General features: G+C 69.6%; 16 protein-coding genes. 7 read left to right on the top strand and 9 right to left on the bottom strand.

Annotation, left to right across the window (positions count from 1 at the left end):
- Positions 1-19: 19 nt before the first annotated feature.
- The 8 genes from LEL84_RS10810 to LEL84_RS10775 all read right to left on the bottom strand — a co-directional run bounded on the left by LEL84_RS10810 (position 20) and on the right by LEL84_RS10775 (position 10682).
- Positions 20-1528: an NAD-dependent succinate-semialdehyde dehydrogenase gene (locus tag LEL84_RS10810; RefSeq protein WP_226514036.1), complete on the bottom strand. Its 1509-nt coding sequence runs from the start codon at positions 1526-1528 to the stop codon at positions 20-22.
- Positions 1525-4509 (bottom strand): FAD-binding and (Fe-S)-binding domain-containing protein, encoded by a 2985-nt coding sequence (locus tag LEL84_RS10805; RefSeq protein WP_226514035.1) that lies wholly within the window; start codon positions 4507-4509, stop codon positions 1525-1527. The genes LEL84_RS10810 and LEL84_RS10805 overlap by 4 nt, the downstream gene beginning before the upstream one ends.
- A 20-nt stretch (positions 4510-4529) precedes the next feature.
- Entirely contained in the window at positions 4530-5852 is a 1323-nt protein-coding gene (locus tag LEL84_RS10800) for an aspartate aminotransferase family protein (protein WP_226514034.1), read from the bottom strand.
- Positions 5853-5897: 45 nt separating this feature from the next.
- Positions 5898-6344, bottom strand: coding sequence for a MarR family winged helix-turn-helix transcriptional regulator (locus tag LEL84_RS10795; RefSeq protein WP_226514033.1), 447 nt, complete (start codon positions 6342-6344; stop codon positions 5898-5900).
- Entirely contained in the window at positions 6341-6946 is a 606-nt protein-coding gene (locus tag LEL84_RS10790) for a DJ-1/PfpI family protein (protein ID WP_165629626.1), read from the bottom strand. Before LEL84_RS10790 ends, LEL84_RS10795 begins: the two co-directional genes overlap by 4 nt.
- 74 nt (positions 6947-7020) lie before the next feature.
- Positions 7021-8382 carry an MFS transporter gene (locus tag LEL84_RS10785; RefSeq protein WP_068971826.1) on the bottom strand — a complete coding sequence of 454 codons (1362 nt, stop codon included), beginning with the start codon at positions 8380-8382 and terminating at the stop codon, positions 7021-7023.
- A gap of 204 nt (positions 8383-8586) precedes the next feature.
- On the bottom strand, positions 8587-9576 hold the full coding sequence (locus tag LEL84_RS10780) for a 3-hydroxybutyryl-CoA dehydrogenase (RefSeq protein ID WP_078112675.1): 990 nt from the start codon (positions 9574-9576) through the stop codon (positions 8587-8589).
- Complete coding sequence (locus LEL84_RS10775) at positions 9573-10682, bottom strand: NAD/NADP-dependent octopine/nopaline dehydrogenase family protein (protein WP_226514032.1); 1110 nt, start codon at positions 10680-10682, stop codon at positions 9573-9575. Before LEL84_RS10775 ends, LEL84_RS10780 begins: the two co-directional genes overlap by 4 nt.
- A gap of 134 nt (positions 10683-10816) precedes the next feature.
- On the opposite strand from LEL84_RS10775, the gene LEL84_RS10770 reads away from it, so the two are divergent.
- The 6 genes from LEL84_RS10770 to LEL84_RS10745 are packed head-to-tail and all read left to right on the top strand — an operon-like array spanning position 10817 to position 15723.
- Entirely contained in the window at positions 10817-11791 is a 975-nt protein-coding gene (locus tag LEL84_RS10770; RefSeq protein ID WP_226514031.1) for an Lrp/AsnC family transcriptional regulator, read from the top strand.
- Positions 11788-12465: a YoaK family protein gene (locus LEL84_RS10765; RefSeq protein WP_078112672.1), complete on the top strand. Its 678-nt coding sequence runs from the start codon at positions 11788-11790 to the stop codon at positions 12463-12465. The genes LEL84_RS10770 and LEL84_RS10765 overlap by 4 nt, the downstream gene beginning before the upstream one ends.
- The gene (locus tag LEL84_RS10760) at positions 12462-13463 is read left to right on the top strand and encodes a D-2-hydroxyacid dehydrogenase (RefSeq protein ID WP_078112671.1); all 1002 of its coding nucleotides are present in this window, start codon (positions 12462-12464) and stop codon (positions 13461-13463) included. Before LEL84_RS10765 ends, LEL84_RS10760 begins: the two co-directional genes overlap by 4 nt.
- 37 nt (positions 13464-13500) lie before the next feature.
- Positions 13501-14412, top strand: coding sequence for a hypothetical protein (locus tag LEL84_RS10755; RefSeq protein ID WP_068971820.1), 912 nt, complete (start codon positions 13501-13503; stop codon positions 14410-14412).
- Positions 14413-14450: 38 nt separating this feature from the next.
- Entirely contained in the window at positions 14451-15029 is a 579-nt protein-coding gene (gene pyrE, locus LEL84_RS10750) for an orotate phosphoribosyltransferase (protein WP_226514030.1), read from the top strand.
- Positions 15022-15723: a TrmH family RNA methyltransferase gene (locus LEL84_RS10745; RefSeq protein ID WP_226514029.1), complete on the top strand. Its 702-nt coding sequence runs from the start codon at positions 15022-15024 to the stop codon at positions 15721-15723. Before pyrE ends, LEL84_RS10745 begins: the two co-directional genes overlap by 8 nt.
- Before the next feature lie 345 nt (positions 15724-16068).
- Here the strand turns inward: LEL84_RS10745 and LEL84_RS10740 are convergent, their stop codons facing one another.
- Positions 16069-16803, bottom strand: coding sequence for a VTT domain-containing protein (locus LEL84_RS10740; protein ID WP_137809978.1), 735 nt, complete (start codon positions 16801-16803; stop codon positions 16069-16071).
- A gap of 227 nt (positions 16804-17030) precedes the next feature.
- Between LEL84_RS10740 and fbaA the strand changes: the two genes are divergently transcribed.
- Positions 17031-18068, top strand: coding sequence for a class II fructose-bisphosphate aldolase (fbaA, locus tag LEL84_RS10735; RefSeq protein WP_065629627.1), 1038 nt, complete (start codon positions 17031-17033; stop codon positions 18066-18068).
- Positions 18069-18075 lie beyond the last annotated feature (7 nt).

Here is an 18075-nt window from a genome sequence, read left to right as displayed (position 1 = left end):
GTGTTCCGGAAAACCGCTGTCAGCGACGATGAATCGGCGTCGCCGTGTACTTCATGTCGAGGAACTCCTCGATGCCCACGCGTCCACCCTCGCGGCCGAGCCCGGATTCCTTGACACCCCCGAAGGGAGCCGCCGGATTGGACACGGCGCCGGTGTTGACCCCGACCATACCGGTTTCCAGCGCGGCCGACAGCCTGGCGCAGCGGTCGACATCCTGACTGAAGAGGTAACCGACCAGGCCCCAGGGAGTGTCGTTGGCCAGCGCGAGCACTTCGTCGTCGGCGGCAGGATCGTCTGGCCTGTCAGCATTCCCGAACGGGATGATCGCGGCGACGGGACCGAATATCTCGGTGCGCATGAGGTCTGCGTCGAGCCCGACGCCGGACAACACTGTCGGCGGGTAGAAGAATCCTGGGTCGCTGGTCTTCTCGCCGCCGCAGATCACCGTCGCGCCTTTGGCCACGGCGTCGGAGACGAGCGCCGAGACCTTCTCGACGGCCTTGCGTTCGACGAGGGGCCCGACCTGGACGCCCTCGGCCGCACCGTCACCGACGCGCAAACTGGACATTCTCGCGGCGAAGGCGTCGGTGAACTCGTCGATCACGCTGCGGTGCACGAAGACTCGATTGGCGGCCGTGCAGGCCTGACCGATGTTGCGCATCTTGGCGAACATCAGGCCGTCGACGGCCCGCGGGATGTCCGCGTCGGCGCAGACGATGAACGGCGCGTTGCCGCCCAGCTCCATCGACGTCCGCATGACCGTGCCCGCCGCCTGACGCAGGAGTAGTTTCCCGACCTCGGTCGACCCGGTGAAGCTGACCTTGCGGGCGAGTCCGCTCTCCATCCACTCGGTGACGACGGTCGACGGGTCGCTGGTCGTGACGATGTTCAGCACGCCCGCGGGTAGACCGGCCTCGACGAGGATGTCGGCCAGCAGTAGGGAGGTGAGCGGGGTGAGTTCGGCGGGTTTGAAGACCATGGTGCAGCCGGCCGCGACGGCCGGTCCGATCTTGCGGGTCGCCATGGCCAGCGGAAAGTTCCACGGCGTGATGAGGATGCACGGGCCGACGGGCTGCCTGGTGACCTCGATCCGGTGCGATCCGTCGCCGGTGGTGGTGGAGTCGCCACCGATGCGCACGGCCTCCTCGGCGAACCAGCGGAAGAACTCGGCGCCGTAGGCGACCTCGCCCTTGGCCTCAGCGAGGGGCTTGCCCATCTCCGCGGTCATCACCGCGGCGATCTCGTCCGCGCGCGTCATGATGAGTTGATGTGCGCGATAGAGGATCTCACTGCGGAACCGCGGTGAGGTCGTGGCCCACTCGGCCTGGTGCGCGGCCGCGGTCTCGAGCGCGCGCCGAGCGTCGACGGCGTCGGCGTCGGCCACCTGGGCGAGTACCTCTTCCGTGGCCGGGTTCACGACGTCGAAGCGCTTGCCCGACGCGGCCGGAGCCCACTCGCCGTCGACGAACAGGTCGGTGTGGACGCGGGACACTGCTTCGGGAGCGGTCTGGGGCGCGATGGTCGTCATGGTTGTACTCCTGGAGTATCGGTATCGGGTGATGCCCTGAGCAGTTCGGCGAGATGGATTCCGCGTACGCGCGCGGGGGCGAGGGCGTCGTCGACGGCGGCGAGGTGTTCGACGGCCATCGCGCAGCTGAACCCGTCGGTGATGACGGGCCGCTGCGGCGCGTTCCGCAGCGCCGGTGCGAGTCCGTTCTCGGCGACGGCCATGCTCACCTCGTAGTGACCCTTCTCGAAACCGAAGTTGCCTGCCACGCCACAACAACCGTCCGCGGTGTGCACGGTGACCCCCAGCGCCTCCAGGGCGGTGATGCCGACCCGGGCGCCGAACACCGCGTACTCGTGGCAATGGGTCTGCAACGTCACCTCGTCGGGCAGTGGTGGTGGTCGCCAGCCGGCATCGAGCAGAGTGGGCACATGGGCGGCGAAACTTCGCACGCGTGCAGCCACGCGACGGGCGGCGTCGGTCGGCACGAGTTCGGGCAGGTCCTTCGCGAGCGCCGCGGCGCAACTGGGTTCGACAACGACGATCGGTCGGTCCGTCCCGTCGTCGAGGTCGTCGACGGTGCGGCGCAGCACCTTTCGGGCGCGGTCGAGCTGTCCCGTCGAGATCCACGTGAGACCGCAGCAGTTGTCGGCCGCACAGCCGACGGAAGCTGATGCACGGTTGACGGGATCCGACGCACGGTCGACGGGGTCGGCGGCTCGGAGGATCTCGGCGACCGCGGTGGCCACCTGCGGCCGGAAGGCGCGGGTGAAGGAGTCGACGAACAGCACGACCGTGGACGACGCGTCGACCGGTGAGAGTGCACCGAGATGGGTGCGCCGCGCACGCTGTGTCGCAAAGGCGGGCATCGTCCGCCGGGGGTCGAGTCCGCCGGCGCGCGCGGCGAAACCGCTCAGCCTGGATCGCAGTGCTCGGTTGAGCACCGGTGCCGCGAGCCCCGCCGCCGACAACCACGCGGGCATCCAGCCGAGGGAGTAGTGCGACAGCGGGCGGAGCCGACGTCGATAGTGGTGGTCGAGGAACTCCGACTTGTAGGTGGCCATGTCGACGCCGGTCGGGCAATCGGTGGAACACGCCTTGCATGACAGGCACAGTTCGAGCGCCTCGGCGACATCGGTGGACCGCCATCCCTCGTCGACGCTCGGCGCGGTGCGGACCATGTCCTGCAGCACACGGGCGCGCCCGCGGGTGGAGTCCTTCTCGTCGCGGGTGGCCTTGTAGCTCGGACACATCACCCCGCCCGAGTCCGCCCGGCACCGTCCGACGCCGATGCATCCCTGTACCGAGTGGACGAACGGGTCGACGAGCGGGAGTTCGTGCCCCAGGTCGAAAGCGGTGGGCCAGTGGCGACGCGGCACGTCGGCGAGGGCGAGGTCGGCGGTGATCGGGGGCGGATCGACGATGCTGCCCGGGTTGAGGATTCCGTGCGGGTCCCAGATCGACTTGAAGCGGGTGAAGGCAGACATCATCGCCGGGCTGTACATGAGCGGCAGCAGCGCCGACCGGGCTCGCCCGTCGCCGTGCTCACCGGACAGTGAACCACCGTGCCGCACCACGAGTTCGGCGGCCTCGGTGCAGAAGCGTGCCATCACCGCGCGCCCGTCGGCGGAGCGCAGGTCGAACGTGATGCGCACGTGCATGCACCCCGCGCCGAAGTGGCCGTACATGACCCCGGTGAGGCCGTGCCGGTCGAGCAGGCCGGCGAACTCGTCGAGGTAGTCGGCGAGCCGCTCGGGTGCGACGGCCGCGTCCTCCCATCCGGGCCACGACTCGTAACCCGCGCCGATGCTCTCGTCGTCGGGGTCGGCCAGTCGGGACGACAGACCCGCACCGTCCTCGCGGACCCGCCACAGCGCCCGGCGGCGGGCGGGGTCGTCGACCACCGTGGCGTCGGTCATCCGTCCCTGCGCGCGCAGGTGGTCGAGCAACCGCTTGGCGGTCGCCGGCACGTCCGACTCGGATTGCGCGGCAGCGCTGTCTTCGTCGACGTCGATGAACAACCACGCGGATCCGTCGGGCAGGCCGGCGACGGCGTCGTGGCCACGCCGCGCCGCCATCGTGGCGACGATCTTGCGGTCGATGCCCTCGATCGCCGACGGTGCGAACGGAAGGATCGCCGGTACGTCCCGGGCGGCGTCGGCGGGGGAGTGGTAGCCGACGCACAGCAGGAGCTGAGACGTCGGGACCGGTACCAGCGTGACGCGTGCCGACACGACGATCGCGCAGGTCCCCTCGCTGCCGACGAGTGCGCGAGCCACGTCGAAACCGTTCTCCGGCAGCAGCTTCGCGAGATGGTAACCGGAGACCTGCCGCGGGATGGTCTCGAGCTGGGTGCGCAGGATAGCCAGGTTCGCGGTGGTCAGCTCCCGCAGCGACGCGGTGATCTCGGCCGCCCGCTCCGTTGCCGCGGCATCGGCGGCCTCGGTGGCGCGGAGCCCGTCACGAGTTGCGGTGAGCATCAGGCCGTCGGCGGTGACGAGGTGCAGTTCGACGATGTGGTCGCTGGTACGGCCGTACCGAACCGAGTGATTGCCGCAGGCGTCGTTGCCGATCGCGCCGCCGAGGGTCGCGCGCGAGGCCGAGGACGGGTCCGGCGCGAAGGTGAGCCTGCCGCCGGTGGCGGCTCGTGCGTCGGCGGCCAGTGTGGTCAGGACGATCCCGGCGCCCGCGACCGCGGTCGCGGAATCGGAGTCGACGGACAGGACGTGGTCGAGATGCCGGGACAGGTCGAGCACGACGCCGGGCCCGATCGCGTTGCCGCCCATGGAGGTCCCGCCGCCGCGGGGGACCACCGGGACGCGGTGGTCATGACACCACCCGACCACCGTCGCGACGTCGCGGGCGGTACGCGGGAAGGTGACCGCCAGGGGCGGGACACGGTAATTCGAGGCGTCGTAGGAGTATTCGGCCAGGCGACGTGTCGAGGCGTCCGCATCGACACCGAGAGCGGTGAGTTCGGCTGCGATGTCCACCCGTGGCATATGAGGCCGGGTTGTCAGGTCTAGCCCAGGGCCGCGGCGAGCGCGGCACCGAAGCGGGTGACGCCGAGGTCGATCTCCTCGGCGGTGACGACCAGGGCGGGGATCAGGCGCACGACGTTGGCCGACGGCCCGCACGTGAGCGAGAGCAACCCCTGGGTGGTGGTGGCCTGCTGAACGGCGAGCGCGGCCGCCGCGTCGGGCGTCGTGTTCCCGGCGGCATCGGTCGTGATGAACTCGATGCCGGCCATCAGCCCCAGCCCGCGGACGTCGCCGACGCCCGGGAACGGTGCACACACCTGCCGCAGGCCGGCGAGCAACTGCTCACCGCGGACGCGCGCGTTCTCGACGAGGCCCTCTGACTCGATCACATCGAGGGTCGCGATCGCGGCGGCGGCCGCGACGGCGTTGCCGCCGTACGTGCCGCCCTGCGACCCCGGCCACGCCTTGCTCATCAGTTCCGCCGGCGCCGCGATCGCCGAGATCGGGAATCCCGACGCCAGGCCCTTGGCGGTGATCAGGATGTCGGGGGTCAGGCCCGCCGCGTGCTGGTGACCCCAGAACCTACCGGTGCGACCGAATCCCGCCTGTACCTCGTCGAGGACGAGGAGGATCCCGTGGCGGTCGGCGCGCTCGCGCAGGCCCTGCAGGAAGCGCGGCGGGGTGGGCAGGTAGCCGCCGTCGCCCAGCACCGGCTCGATGAGGAAGGCCGCGGTGTCGTTGGGGGCGACGCGCGACTGCAGCAGGTAGTCGAGTTCACGGAGTGCGAAGTCGACCGCGGTGTCGGTGTCCCAGCCGTAGCGGTAGGCGTACGGGAACGGAGCCATGTGCACGCCGCTCATCAGGGGCGAGAAGCCGGCGGAGAAGCGGGTGCCGGCCGTCGTCAGGCTGGCCGCGGCGACGGTCCGGCCGTGGAAGCCGCCCTGGAACACGATGATGTTGGGCTTCGCGGTGGCCATCCGGGCGAGACGGACGGCGGCCTCCACGGCTTCGGAACCGGAGTTGGCGTAGAAGACGGAGTCGAGGCCCGTGGGCAGTACCGCCCCGAGTCGGGCGGTGAGCTCGAGGAGCGGGGTGTGCATCACGGTGGTGTACTGCGCGTGGATGATCCTGGCGCACTGCGCCTGCGCGGCCGCGACGACGTGCGGGTGGCAGTGGCCGGTACTGGTCACGCCGATACCGGTGGTGAAGTCGAGGTAGTCGCGACCGTCGGTGCCCCGGATCCACGAACCGGCCGCAGTGTCGACGACGACGGGAGTCGCCTGTTTCAGGGCGGGGCTCAGCGACGCGGTCTGGTCGGTGCGGACCTGGGAACTGTGGATCTGGGACTCGACGCCGGCAGTCATGGCTACACGGTGACGCTCGATCGTACGATTGTCAACAATTAGACATCAGCGCTGGTCGTCGAGTTCGTCAAGGGCGGCGCTGAGATCGCGGAGTGCGGTCAAGGCGTGCTCCCACCGGGCCGGGTCGAGTGCGGCCGCCAACCGGATGGCCGCCGCGCGATGTCCCGGGTTGATCGCGCGGACGGCCGCGAGGCCGGCAGCGGTGGGGGAGACGAGCTTGGCGCGACGGTGGGCCGGATTGTCGCGGTACTCGGCCAGCCCGTCGGCGACGAGGAGGTCGGCGGTGCGCTGCACGCTCTGGCGCGTGATCCCCATCGCCCGTGCGATGCCCGCGACCGGTAGCGGTTCGTCGAGCACCGCGCCGAGCACCTGCCACCGCGTGGCGGTCAGCCCGGCGGGTTCGGCGAGACGCTCGGCGAGGCTGAGGAACTGCCCGTTCAGCCGGAACGCTGTCAGCGCGGAGGCCGACAGCAGGTCCTGCGGGTCTTTCACTGCTCGCCGGCCAGCGCGTAGAAGCCGCTGGGGTCCTGGTGGCCGTAGAGCTGGTACCAGGCGTCGAGCACCGGCGGCGTGTAGACGCCGAGCAGCGCGAAGACCTCCCGTGCGAAGTCGACCGGGGCGATCGCCGCCGCGGTGATGACGCCGCGGTCGGTGACGGCGGGGGCGTCGACGTAGTGGGCGGCCCCGGCATAACCGGTGGGCGACAACTGCTCCGGCGCGTTGCTGGTGTGGCGTCGGTCGTCGAGCAGTCCGGCACGCGCGAGACCCATTGTCGCGCCGCAGATCCCGGCTACCGGGGTGCCGGCTTCGGACCAGCGCCGCGCGGCGTCGACGAAGGCGTCGTTGGTCTCCCAGATCTGGGCGCCGGGCAGGACGAGCATCGCGCTGTCCTCGGGCGTGATCGCGTCGAGCGTCGTGTCGGGCACCATCGTGACCCCGCCGATGGTGCGGACCGGCTCGGTCGTCGCGCCGACGGTCACGATCCGGAACGTTCCCGGCTCGGCCTGGTATTCGGGGTTGTTGATGCCGGACGCGACGTACCCGAACTCCCAATCGGCGAGCGTCGGGTACAGGGCGAGATGGACGGTCTTCATGATGCCTCCTTCGGACGACTATGACAGCATCCTGTCATTAATGACAGAATGCTGTCAATAGTTGACCCGCGAGGTCAGCTGCGGAGACGTTGCCGCAACGTGGGCCGCCCGGCGAGCGCGGGAGCCGTCTCGCGGATGACCATCAGGCAGCAGAAGCTGATCGCCATCAGGGCCGCCGCATAGAAACCGACGGGGATCACGCTGCCGGTGGCGCTGACGATCCGGTTCGCGATCATCGGCGCCAGGCCGCCGCCCAGCACCGCGCCGACCTGGAAACCGATCCCGATGCCGCTGTAGCGCTGCGTGATCGGGAACAGCTCGGCGAAGGTGGTGAGCATCGGACCATAGACGAACCCGGTCAGTGCGAAGCCGATGGAGATGACCGTGATGCAGGCGGCCAACGACCCGGATGCGGTGACGGAGAACAGGATCGGAGCGAACAGCAGCGACGTGATCATCCCGAAGCCGATCACCGTCTTGCGGCCCAGCCGGTCGGACAGGTAGCTGCCCAGCACGACCGTCGCGGCGTGGCAGGCGAGCGCCAGCGTGCTGCCGAAGACCACCGGGGACCGGTCGAAGCCGCGTCCCGGATCGGTCTCGGTCAGGAAGGAGAGCATGAACGTGAACAGCAGGAAGGCGTAACAGTTCTGCCCGACGTTGATACCGGCGGCCAGCGCGACGCGACGCCAGTTCTGGCGGAGCACGGCGAAGGCCGGCGGCGACTTCTCCTCGGCCTGCTTGGACTCGACGAAGTCCGGTGTCTCACTGACGCGGGACCGGGTCCACACCCCGATCGCCAGCACGACACCGCCGATGAGGAACGGGATCCGCCAGCCCCAGGCCAGGACCTGTTCCATCGGCATCAGCAGGACGAGGGCGAACGACAGGTTGGCCAGGATGCCGCCGACCGGCGAACCGAGGGTGACGAAGCAGCCGTACAGACCGCGCCGGTGCGTCGGCGCGTGTTCGGCGGCGAGCAGGGCGGCGCCGCCGATCTCACCGCCGCGCGAGATGCCGTGCACCATGCGCAGGAAGACCAGGATGATCGGTGCCACGATCCCGATGGCCTGGTAGTCGGGGAGGACGCCCATGGCCAGGGTCGATCCGCCCATGAGCAGGAAGGCGGCGGTCAGCGCCTTGCGTCGGCCGAATTTGTCCCCGAAGTGTCCGAAGATCAGGGCGCCGATCGGCGCCATCACGAAACCGACCGCGAAGGTCGCGAAGCCCAGGAAGGTGCCGAACCAGGGATCGTCGACGTTGAAGAAGATCTTGTTGAAGACCAGTGCCGTCGCGGTGCCGTAGATCGCGAAGTCGTAGAACTCCATGATCGTGCCGACACCGGACGCGACGGCGACGCGGGTGGTGCGTTCCCGGCGCGGCCGGCCGGTGCCGGTGGCCGAGGGGTCGGGTGGTGCAGAATTGTCGAGAGTTACCACGGATCACTCCTCATCGGTGGGCGAACGGACCTTCGAGGCCGTCGTTCGTTGGCTGTACTCGTGGATGGATCGATTGTGTCGAACCCGCGAGTCGGGGGGAATCGGGAAAAGCTTTACCGCGCCGAGCTATTGGCCGCGTTCGGGTACGCTTCACCGCGCCACCGGAACCGGGTCCGGTGGCGGGTGAGGTCGTCGCCCGATCCGTCAGTCGGCCGTGCTGAACTCCTCGTGGCGGGCGAGACGCCCGACCGCGTCGAGTACGCGGGCGAAGTCGGCGATCCGCTGGGCGCGGTAGTCGGCCACGGTGGCCGGGTCGAACTCGTAAAAGCCTGCGCCGTCGGATATCCCACGACGCCCGGAGGTCATGTTGGACTCGACCAGCGGGGCGGGCGCGAACCGCTCGCCGAGTTCACCACGCAGATAGTTCGACGCGTGGAACAAGGTGTCGCAACCACCCCAGTCGATGAACTCGAGCAGGCCGAGAACCGCGAAGCGCGAGCCGAATCCGATGCGCACCGCGGTGTCGATGTCCTCCGCGCTGGCCACCCCCTCGTCGACCATCCGGGCCGCCTCGTTCATCACGAGCGCCTGCAGCCGGGGCACGATGTACCCGGGGGACGGGGCGCACACGACGGGTACCTTGCCGACCGCGACGAGCAGGTCGCGGGTGGCGTCGACGACCCCGCGGCCGGTGGCGGTGCCCGGCGCGACCTCGACGAGCGGCATGAGGTCAGCCGGATTCAGCCAGTGCGCGTTGAGGAATCGCTCCGGGGCCGACAACGCCCCGGCGAGCTCGTCGACGAGGAAGCTCGAGGTGGTCGACGCGATGGGGACGGTGTCGCCGACCATCGCCTCGATCCACGTGAGCGCGTCGCGCTTGATCTCGGCGACCTCGGGTACCGCCTCGAACACCAGATCGGCGCCGGCCATCGGACCCAGGGCGTCGACCTCGCCGACGACGGTGACCAGCGCCGCGACGTCGTCGAGGTCCTCGACCGCCAGCAGGCCGAGCGTGACCTTGTGCGCCAGTGCCTGACGGACCGCGGTGCGAACCCCGTCGAGGTAGGCCGCGGCGTCGGCACCGCGGTCGCGGAGGTCGACGACCGTGACCGGCACGTTCCCGAAGGCCAGCGCGGCGGCGATGCCCTGACCCATCCGGCCGGCGCCGACGACGGCGACGTGGCGACCCGTCACTGCGCTGGCCCGTCGTGGAGCAGTGCCTGCATGCCGGACCGGTCGAGGTCGGCCAGTCCCAGGTTCTCCAGGGTCCGGCCGCCGGTTGCGGCCGGACGTCCGGTGACCGCGCCGGCGAGGGCGAGCAGGCCGTCGGCCACCGGCGTCGGTACCGACGCCCACCGCCCCACCGAGCTCAGCAGCGCCAGCCCGATCTCGACGTCCTCGGTCATGTAGCGGTGGGTGTGCAGGTCGATGTTCTCGCGCCAGTCGCCGCTGTCGGTGAGCTTCTCGTGGGCGGCGTTGCCGTACATCCACTCGTCGCCGTCGGCGGTGTAGTGGTCGGCGAGCGGGAAGTGCGGTGCGCCGTAGCCGAGCGCCTCCCGGACCGCGATGCGCTCGGCGTCGAGCGCGGAGGTGACCCGCCGGATGGCGTCCTGGGTGCCCTCGTTGTGGATGTCCCACGACGGGAAGTGTTCCAGCGGAACGGCATTCATCAAGATCAGCGGCGGGTGGATGATCGGGCCGGCGTTCATGAGCGCGCCGCTGAGGGCGTCCTCGCTGCGTTCGACGGCGGGATAGACCTCACCGAGGACCGCCAGCGCCCGATCGGTGTGCCGGGCCGGGAACACCCCGGTGGGCAGACGGGTGGCGTACCCGCTGACGACGACCCGGGTGTCGCCGTGCTTGCGTGCGAGGTAGGGCAGGGTCCCGGTCTCGGCGAACGCGACGTCCGCGGGATTGCCGGCCGCGCGCACCGCCCGCGCGAAGACGAACGACCCGAAGCTGCCCGGCGGCAGGTAGACGACCTGGCCGTCGCGCAGGTGCGGGGCGAGCTGCCGCGCGAGCGACTCGTGGGCGAACGCCGGGACCGGCGCGACGATGACCTCGGCGTTGGACACCGCCTCGGCGAGATCGGCGACGATCGAGATCCCGCCGCTCGCTCCGCCGTCGACGCCGATCTGCCGCCGGCCGCGGTGGTCGTCGATCTCGAGCGTGCCGCGCTCGACCAGGGACGAGAACGCTGCGCCGTCCCGTCGCCACCAGGTGACATGGTGGTCCTTCTCGCTGAGCTCGGCCGCGGCCGCATAAGAGCCGTGACCTCCGCCGATGACGCAGACCTTCACGAATCGTCCTCCTCGATCTCGGGCCGCTCGAGCGGCCACTGGGGTGTTGGGAGGAAACGTAGGAGCGCTGCCGCGGACTGTCCCGGCGTCTGCCGAAACCGAAAAAAGTTCACCTCGTGATGCAGGATTGTTGCGTGCCGGACGACCTCGATTATCAGATCGTTCACGCTCTGCAGGTCGCGCCGAGGGCGCCGTGGGGCGTCGTCGGCGACGTCGTGGGCGTGAGCGCGGCGACCGCGGCCCGACGCTGGGAGCGGCTCGTCGACAGCGGTCTCGCCTGGATCGTGACCTATCCCGGGGCCGCGTACCTGAACACCCGCTGCAGCGCGTTCGTCGAGGTCCAGACCTCGTCACGGCGTGCGGCGCTCGTCGAGCGGTTGTCGGCGGACCGGCACGTGGCCACCATCCAGCGCACCGCGGGCGACGGCGACCTGCTGCTGACCGTGATGGTCCCCGATCTCGGCTTCCTCGGCGACTGGGTGCAGCGACTCGCCGACCTCGAGGGGGTCGCCCGGACCCGGACGAGGGTGGTGATGCGTGTCTTCGGCGAGAGCGAACGCTGGCGGGTGCACACACTGTCCGACGCCGAGGAGTCGGTGCTCGCCGAGCACCGACCCGAGCACCGCCCGCTGGCGCACGAACCCGATGAGATGGATCTGCGACTCATCGCCGCCCTGGCGCAGGACGGCCGGCGTTCGGCGGTCGATCTGGCGACCGCGAGTGGTCTGAGCGCGCCGACCGTCCGGCGTCGGCTGACCGCACTCGTCGCCGAACGCGTCCTGTCGATCAGATGCGAGGTGTCGCACGTGATCAGCGGATGGCCCGTCACGGCGAACGTCTGGGCGCGGGCGTCGTCGAGGTCGATCTCGGCGCTCGTCGAACTACCCCAGGTACGGGTCTGCTGTGAGGTCACCGGTACCGCGAACATCCTGATGGCTGTCTGGCTGCACACCGTCGGCGAACTGTCCGAGTTCGAGCAGCAGCTCGAGAGCCGGGTGCCGGGACTCGTCGTCGCCGACCGCTCGGTCACGCTGGAGACCCCGAAGCGACTGGGTTCGCTGCTCGACCGGTCGGGGTGCCGGACCGGTTCGATCCCGGTGGTCCTGTGACCACGTCGACGTCGCTGCGCTTCGCCCTGCTGATCACCGCGGCGTGCGGTTTCCTCGACAGCTACACGTATCTGTCCCGGGGCGGGGTGTTCGCCAACGCCCAGACCGGAAACGTCATCCTGCTCACGCTGAATCTGTCGGAGCAGCACTGGTATCAGGCCTCCGGTCATCTCTGGCCGATCCTCGCGTTCCTCGTCGGCGTCGTGCTGGCGGTGCACGTGAAGGCCGGCCGCTTCGACCATCTCCTCGTCTACCCGATCCGCGTGACGATGGCGCTGCAGGTGACCATCCTCGTCGTGATCGGCTTCGTCCCCACCTCCGTCCCGCACTCGTTCGTCACCATCCCCATCTCGTTCATCACCGCCATGCAGATCGAGTTGTTCCGCAACATCGGCGATCTCAACTACATCGCGGTGGCCACGACCGGGAATCTGATGCGCCTCGTGGAGGCCGGGTACGGCGTCACCGTCGACCGGTCCCCGGACGCGCGCAAGGCCCTGACGGTCTACGGCCGCGTGGTCGGTGCGTTCGCCGGCGGCGCACTCGTCGGGGCGGTCTGCACCCAGGTGATGGGTGGCCGCGCCGCCTGGGTGCCGGCGGGTTTCCTCGCGGTGACGCTGCTGCTCTTCGTGATCGACGAACGCACCGACCCGTCACCTACGGTGGGGTCATGACCCCACACGTGCCCGTGGTCGCCCTGCTGATCTCGCCCGACGATTCCCCGCCGGGCAACCTCGCCGAGCTCGAGGAGCTCGCGACGGTACGGCTCTGCACGGCCGACGATCTCGGCGCGGCCCTGCCGGGTGCGGACGTTCTCGTGTTGTGGGACTTCTTCTCCCGTGGCCTCGCCGACCACTGGGGCGCGGCCACGGCATCGTTGCGCTGGGTTCATGTGTGTGCGGCGGGCGTCGACTCGTTGCTCTTCGACGGGCTACGGGCCTCCGACGTCGTGGTGACCAACGCCCACGGCGTCTTCGACCGGCCGATCGCGGAGTTCGTCCTCGCCGCAGTCCTTGCGCGGCACAAGGGTTTACACGAATCGATGGCGCTGCAGCGCGATCATGAATGGCGACATCGCGAGACCGTGGCGACCCACCGCACCTCCGCCCTGGTCATCGGGACCGGCGGGATCGGCCGCGCGATCGCGAAACTGCTTCGCGCGGTGGGTGTCCGGGTGGTCGGGGCGGGCCGGACCGCTCGCGACTCGGATCCGGACTTCGGGCATGTCGTGGCCACCGACGATCTCGCCGCACAGGTCGGCGGATTCGACACCGTAGTCGCAATCGCGCCGCTGACCGAGCAGACCGCCGGGATGATCGACGCGACGGTGCTGGCGGCGATGAAACCCGGCGCCCACCTCGTCAACGTCGGCCGCGGCGAACTCGTCGACGAGGCGGCCCTCGTCGAGTCGCTCCGCTCGGGCCACCTCGGCGCGGCCACGCTCGACGTCTTCGTGACCGAGCCGCTGCCCGCCGACAGCCCGCTGTGGGATCTGCCCGGGGTCGCGATCTCGGCGCACATGAGCGGAGATGCCGTCGGATGGCGCGAGGCGCTGGCCGAGCAGGTCCTCGACAACCTGCGGCGCTATGTCGCGGCGGGTACCGCGGACCCGGCCGAGATGCTGGTCAACGTCGTCGACAAGGAACGCGGGTACATCCGGGGAGGCGGATGACCTCACCGCGGGCCCGCCGATAGTAGGCTGTAGCGCGATGACCACCGTCTATTTCCTGATCGCCGCCGTGGCCCTACTGGGTGCGGGTGTCCTGTTGTGGCTCGACCGCCAGCGGTCGAGCGTCGCACGGCACCAGCGTGCGGTCTGGGGCGATGAGCACGAGTTCAAGTTCCGCGAGTCGGACACCAAGCTGCGCAAGGTCTTTCGGCGCGCCACGATGAACGTCGGCGACCACATCCCGGTCCAGGACGTCGCCTACGGCCACTACGCCGGGGTGGAGGCCGTGGTCTTCGACCTGGCCGAGACCGCGACCGTGATCGCCGTCCGACGCTCCTCGCCCTCGCACGTCGTCGTCGACCTCCGGCACGAGGACGTCCTCGCGCCCGCCGAGGAAGACGTGGAACTGCTGGGCGCGATGGGCCCGCGCGTCATGTTCTCCAACAACCTCGACGTCGCCCGCCGGGTCTGCGACCGCCGCATGGTCGCGCTCGCCAACAAGGCGCCCGCGTTCGTCGAGGTCCTGTGGAACGAGGGTAACTGGGCGCTCGGCTCGATGCCGGTGACCAACGACCCGGCCAAGCTGAACACCGGCCTGGAGGTCGTCCGCCGGTTCGCCGATCTGCTTCGGGTGCTGCCGCCGATGCGAGAGCCGGAGGATTCGCCCGATCCGCGCGACCCGCACGGACCCACGCGGGCCGAGCTCGCCGACGAGAAGACCGAATCCCTCCGCGACAAGCGCCGTCGGCAGGCCGCCGGCACCTCGACGGCACCGGCGTCCCAGACCGGCGCGTCCGCAGATCCCGAGAGCCCGGCTGCGGCGCGCAAGCCTCCGGCCCCGTCCACCGGGGGCCGCCGGATGTCGCCGATGCCCGTCCGCGGGTCCGCCGGGACCTCCGACGACGCACCCCGCCGCGACACCGGCGAGCGGCCCAACCGGCACCGCAACTGATCGCGAAACGCTCCATGTTCGACCGAGAGGGAAGCCGCATGTCCTCGTCCGCCCCGGTTCCCGCCGAGACCCCGCAGGTCGATCCGACCGCGAAGGCGCGGCTCGCCGAGCTCGTCCGCGACCTCGCCGTGGTCCACGGCAAGGTGACGCTGTCGTCGGGCAAGGAGGCCGACTACTACGTCGACCTGCGCCGCGCGACGCTGCACCACGAGGCGTCCCGCCTCATCGGCCGGTTGATGCGGGAACTGACCGCGGACTGGGATTACGTCGCCGTCGGCGGCCTCACCCTCGGCGCGGACCCGGTGGCGACGTCGATCATGCACGCCGACGGGCGGCCGATCGACGCCTTCGTCGTCCGCAAAGCGGCCAAGACCTACGGGATGCAACGCCAGATCGAGGGCACCGACGTCGTCGGCCGCGACGTCCTGGTCGTCGAGGACACCAGCACGACCGGCGCCTCTCCGTCGACGGCTGTCGAAGCCGTCCGCGGTATCGGCGGCAACGTCGTCGGGGTGGCCACTGTCGTCGACCGCGCGACCGGCGCGGACGCGGTCATCACCGGTCTCGGCGTGCCGTACCGCTCGCTCCTCGATCTCGGCGACCTCGGGCTTGCCTGAGGCCGGCCCGGCGGGCTCCGCCGACGAGTCCGGCGCGCTACCCGGTCCCACCGAATGGCAGACCGGGCCGGCCGTGGGAGTCGGGCCCTGGGCCAACGAACACCCCGGTCAACCCGTACCCGCCGACCCGCGCCTCGATGCCGAGTTGCTCGCCCACGGCGACACCCGGAACGTCGTCGACGCCTATCGGTACTGGTCGCGCGAGGCGATCGTCGCCGACATCGATGCCCGCCGGCATCCGCTGCACGTCGCCATCGAGAACTTCGCCCACGACGCCAACATCGGCACCGTCGTGCGCACCGCGAACGCCTTCGCGGTGGCCGCCGTCCACATCGTCGGACGACGTCGGTGGAATCGTCGCGGCGCGATGGTGACCGACCGCTATCAACACCTGATGCACCACGAGACGGTGGCAGATCTCATCGACTGGGCTCGTGACGCGGGACTGACCGTGGTGGCGGTCGACAACACGCCGGGAGCCCTGTCGCTCGAGACGGCGGATCTACCGCGCGACTGCGTGCTGGTCTTCGGGCAGGAGGGTCCGGGGGTCAGTGACGACGCGCAGCGTGAGGCAGACCTCACCGTGTCGATTGCGCAATTCGGTTCGACGCGCAGTATCAACGCGGGTGTCGCGGCCGGGATCGCCATGCACGCGTGGGTCCGTCAGCACGCGGACCTCGACGCCGCGTGGTGACGGGCGCGAGTGGCTTCGACTCGGCGCCTCGACCTCGACGCGCTCCTTCGTCGCTTGCTCGGCCCGGCGGCTTCGCTCGGGGCCGGCTCAACCAGCGGGGGTACGCGTGGTGACGGGCGCGAGTGGCTTCGACTCGGCGCCTCGACCTCGACGCGCTCCTTCGTCGCTTGCTCGGCCCGGCGGCTTCGCTCGGGGCCGGCTCAACCAGCGGGGGTAGGTGTGGTGACGGGCGCGAGTGGCTTCGACTCGGCGCCTCGACCTCGACGCGCTCCTTCGTCGCTTGCTCGGCCCGGCGGCTTCGCTCGGGGCCGGCTCAACCAGCGGGGGTAGGTGTGGTGACGGGACTCAGTTGGCGGGAGGGGCGGAGTTGTTGGCCTCGTCGGAGGCGGGCAGGGGCTCCTCCTCGACGACCTTCTTCCGCGAGCGCAGGATGCGCTTGACGATCTCGGAGATGATCGGCAGCACCGAGATGAAGACGATGAACAGGAAGATGTAGTCGATGTTGTCGCGGATGAACTCGATCTGGCCCAGGAAGTAGCCGAGCAGGGTGACACCCGCACCCCAGGCGATCGCACCGACGATGTTGTACGTGAGGAAGATCGGGTACCGCATCTTCGCGGCGCCGGCGACGAGCGGCGCATAGGTGCGCACGATCGGGACGAAACGCGCGAGGATGATCGTCACCGGGCCGTGCTTCTCGAAGAACTCGTGCGCTTCCTCGATGTAGACCTGCTTCAGGATCTTCGCGTCCGGCCGGAACAGCGAGTACCCCGCCTTCTTGCCGATCCAGTAGCCGACCTGGTCGCCCAGGAACGCCGCGATGGGGATCAGGACGAGCAGCACCCACAGCGGGGCGAAGGGCTCGATCTCCGCCGACTTCGCCGCGACGATGAGGCCCGCGGTGAAGAGCAGCGAGTCGCCGGGGAGCAGCGGGAACAGCAGACCCGACTCGATGAACACGACCAGCAGCAGACCGGCCAGCATCCACGTGCCGAACGAATTCAGCAGGTTCACCGGATCCAGGAATCCCGGTAGCAGCGCCAGGTTGGTGGTCGTGGTGGCAAGTGCGGAGTCGATCACGGGGAGCCAGAGTACCTGCGCGTCCGTCGAGGACAGAATCTCACGGGTCCGCCACCGCCGTTTTCCAGCAGGTCCGGGCACGAATGGTGCCCGCGCCGGGCGATGTGGCACCTGCCATACTGGGAGAAGTCCGGCCGCGGGAAGTCCGGCTGCTCGCCACCGAAACATCAGTCGACGGCGAGAGAACCCGAACACCAGAGCACATCAACACCCTGGAGGATTCGTCGATGCCCATTGCAACCCCGGAGCAGTACGCCGAGATGTTCGACAAGGCGAAGAAGGGCGGTTACGCATTCCCCGCGATCAACTGCACCTCGTCGTCGACGATCAACGCCGCGATCAAGGGTTTCGCCGATGCCGGCAGTGACGGGATCATCCAGTTCTCGACCGGTGGCGCCGAGTTCGGGTCCGGCCAGGGTGTCAAGGACATGGTGACCGGAGCGGTCGCCCTCGCCGAGTTCGCGCACGTCGTCGCGGCCAAGTACGACGTCCTGATCGGTCTGCACACCGATCACTGCCCCAAGGACAAGCTCGACACCTACGTCCGGCCGCTGCTGCAGATCTCGCAGGAGCGCGTCGACGCCGGACGCAACCCGCTCTTCCAGTCGCACATGTGGGACGGCAGCGCCGTACCGCTCGACGAGAACCTGGAGATCGCCAAGGAACTGCTGGCCAAGGCGGGAGCGGCCAACATCATCCTGGAGATCGAGATCGGCGTGGTCGGCGGCGAGGAAGACGGCGTCGAGAACGAGATCAACGACAAGTTGTTCACCACCCCCGAGGACTTCGAGAAGACGATCGAGGCGCTCGGTGCCAGCGACTCCGGCAACCGCTACCTGCTCGCGGCAACCTTCGGCAACGTGCACGGCGTCTACAAGCCGGGCAACGTCAAGCTGCGTCCCGACGTCCTCAACACCGGCCAGGAGGTCGCGGCCAAGAAGCTCGGCCTCGGCGACGCCGCCAAGCCCTTCGACTTCGTGTTCCACGGCGGTTCGGGCTCGCTGAAGAGCGAGATCGACGAGGCCCTGAGCTACGGCGTCGTGAAGATGAACGTCGACACCGACACGCAGTACGCCTACAGTCGCCCGGTCGCCGGCCACATGTTCAGCAACTACGACGGTGTGCTGAAGGTCGACGGCGACGTCGGCAACAAGAAGGTCTACGACCCGCGTAGCTGGTCCAAGAAGGCCGAGACCAGCATGAGCGAGCGCGTCGTCGAGGCGTGCAACGACCTCAAGTCCAACGGCAAGTCCCTGACCGCCTGACGGACGC

The sequence above is a fragment of the Gordonia sp. WA4-43 genome (assembly GCF_020520305.1).
In the GTDB taxonomy this organism is placed as follows: Bacteria; Actinomycetota; Actinomycetes; order Mycobacteriales; family Mycobacteriaceae; genus Gordonia; species Gordonia hongkongensis.
Note: the sequence above shows the minus strand (reverse complement) of the source record. Positions and strands in the feature narration are given on the sequence as shown.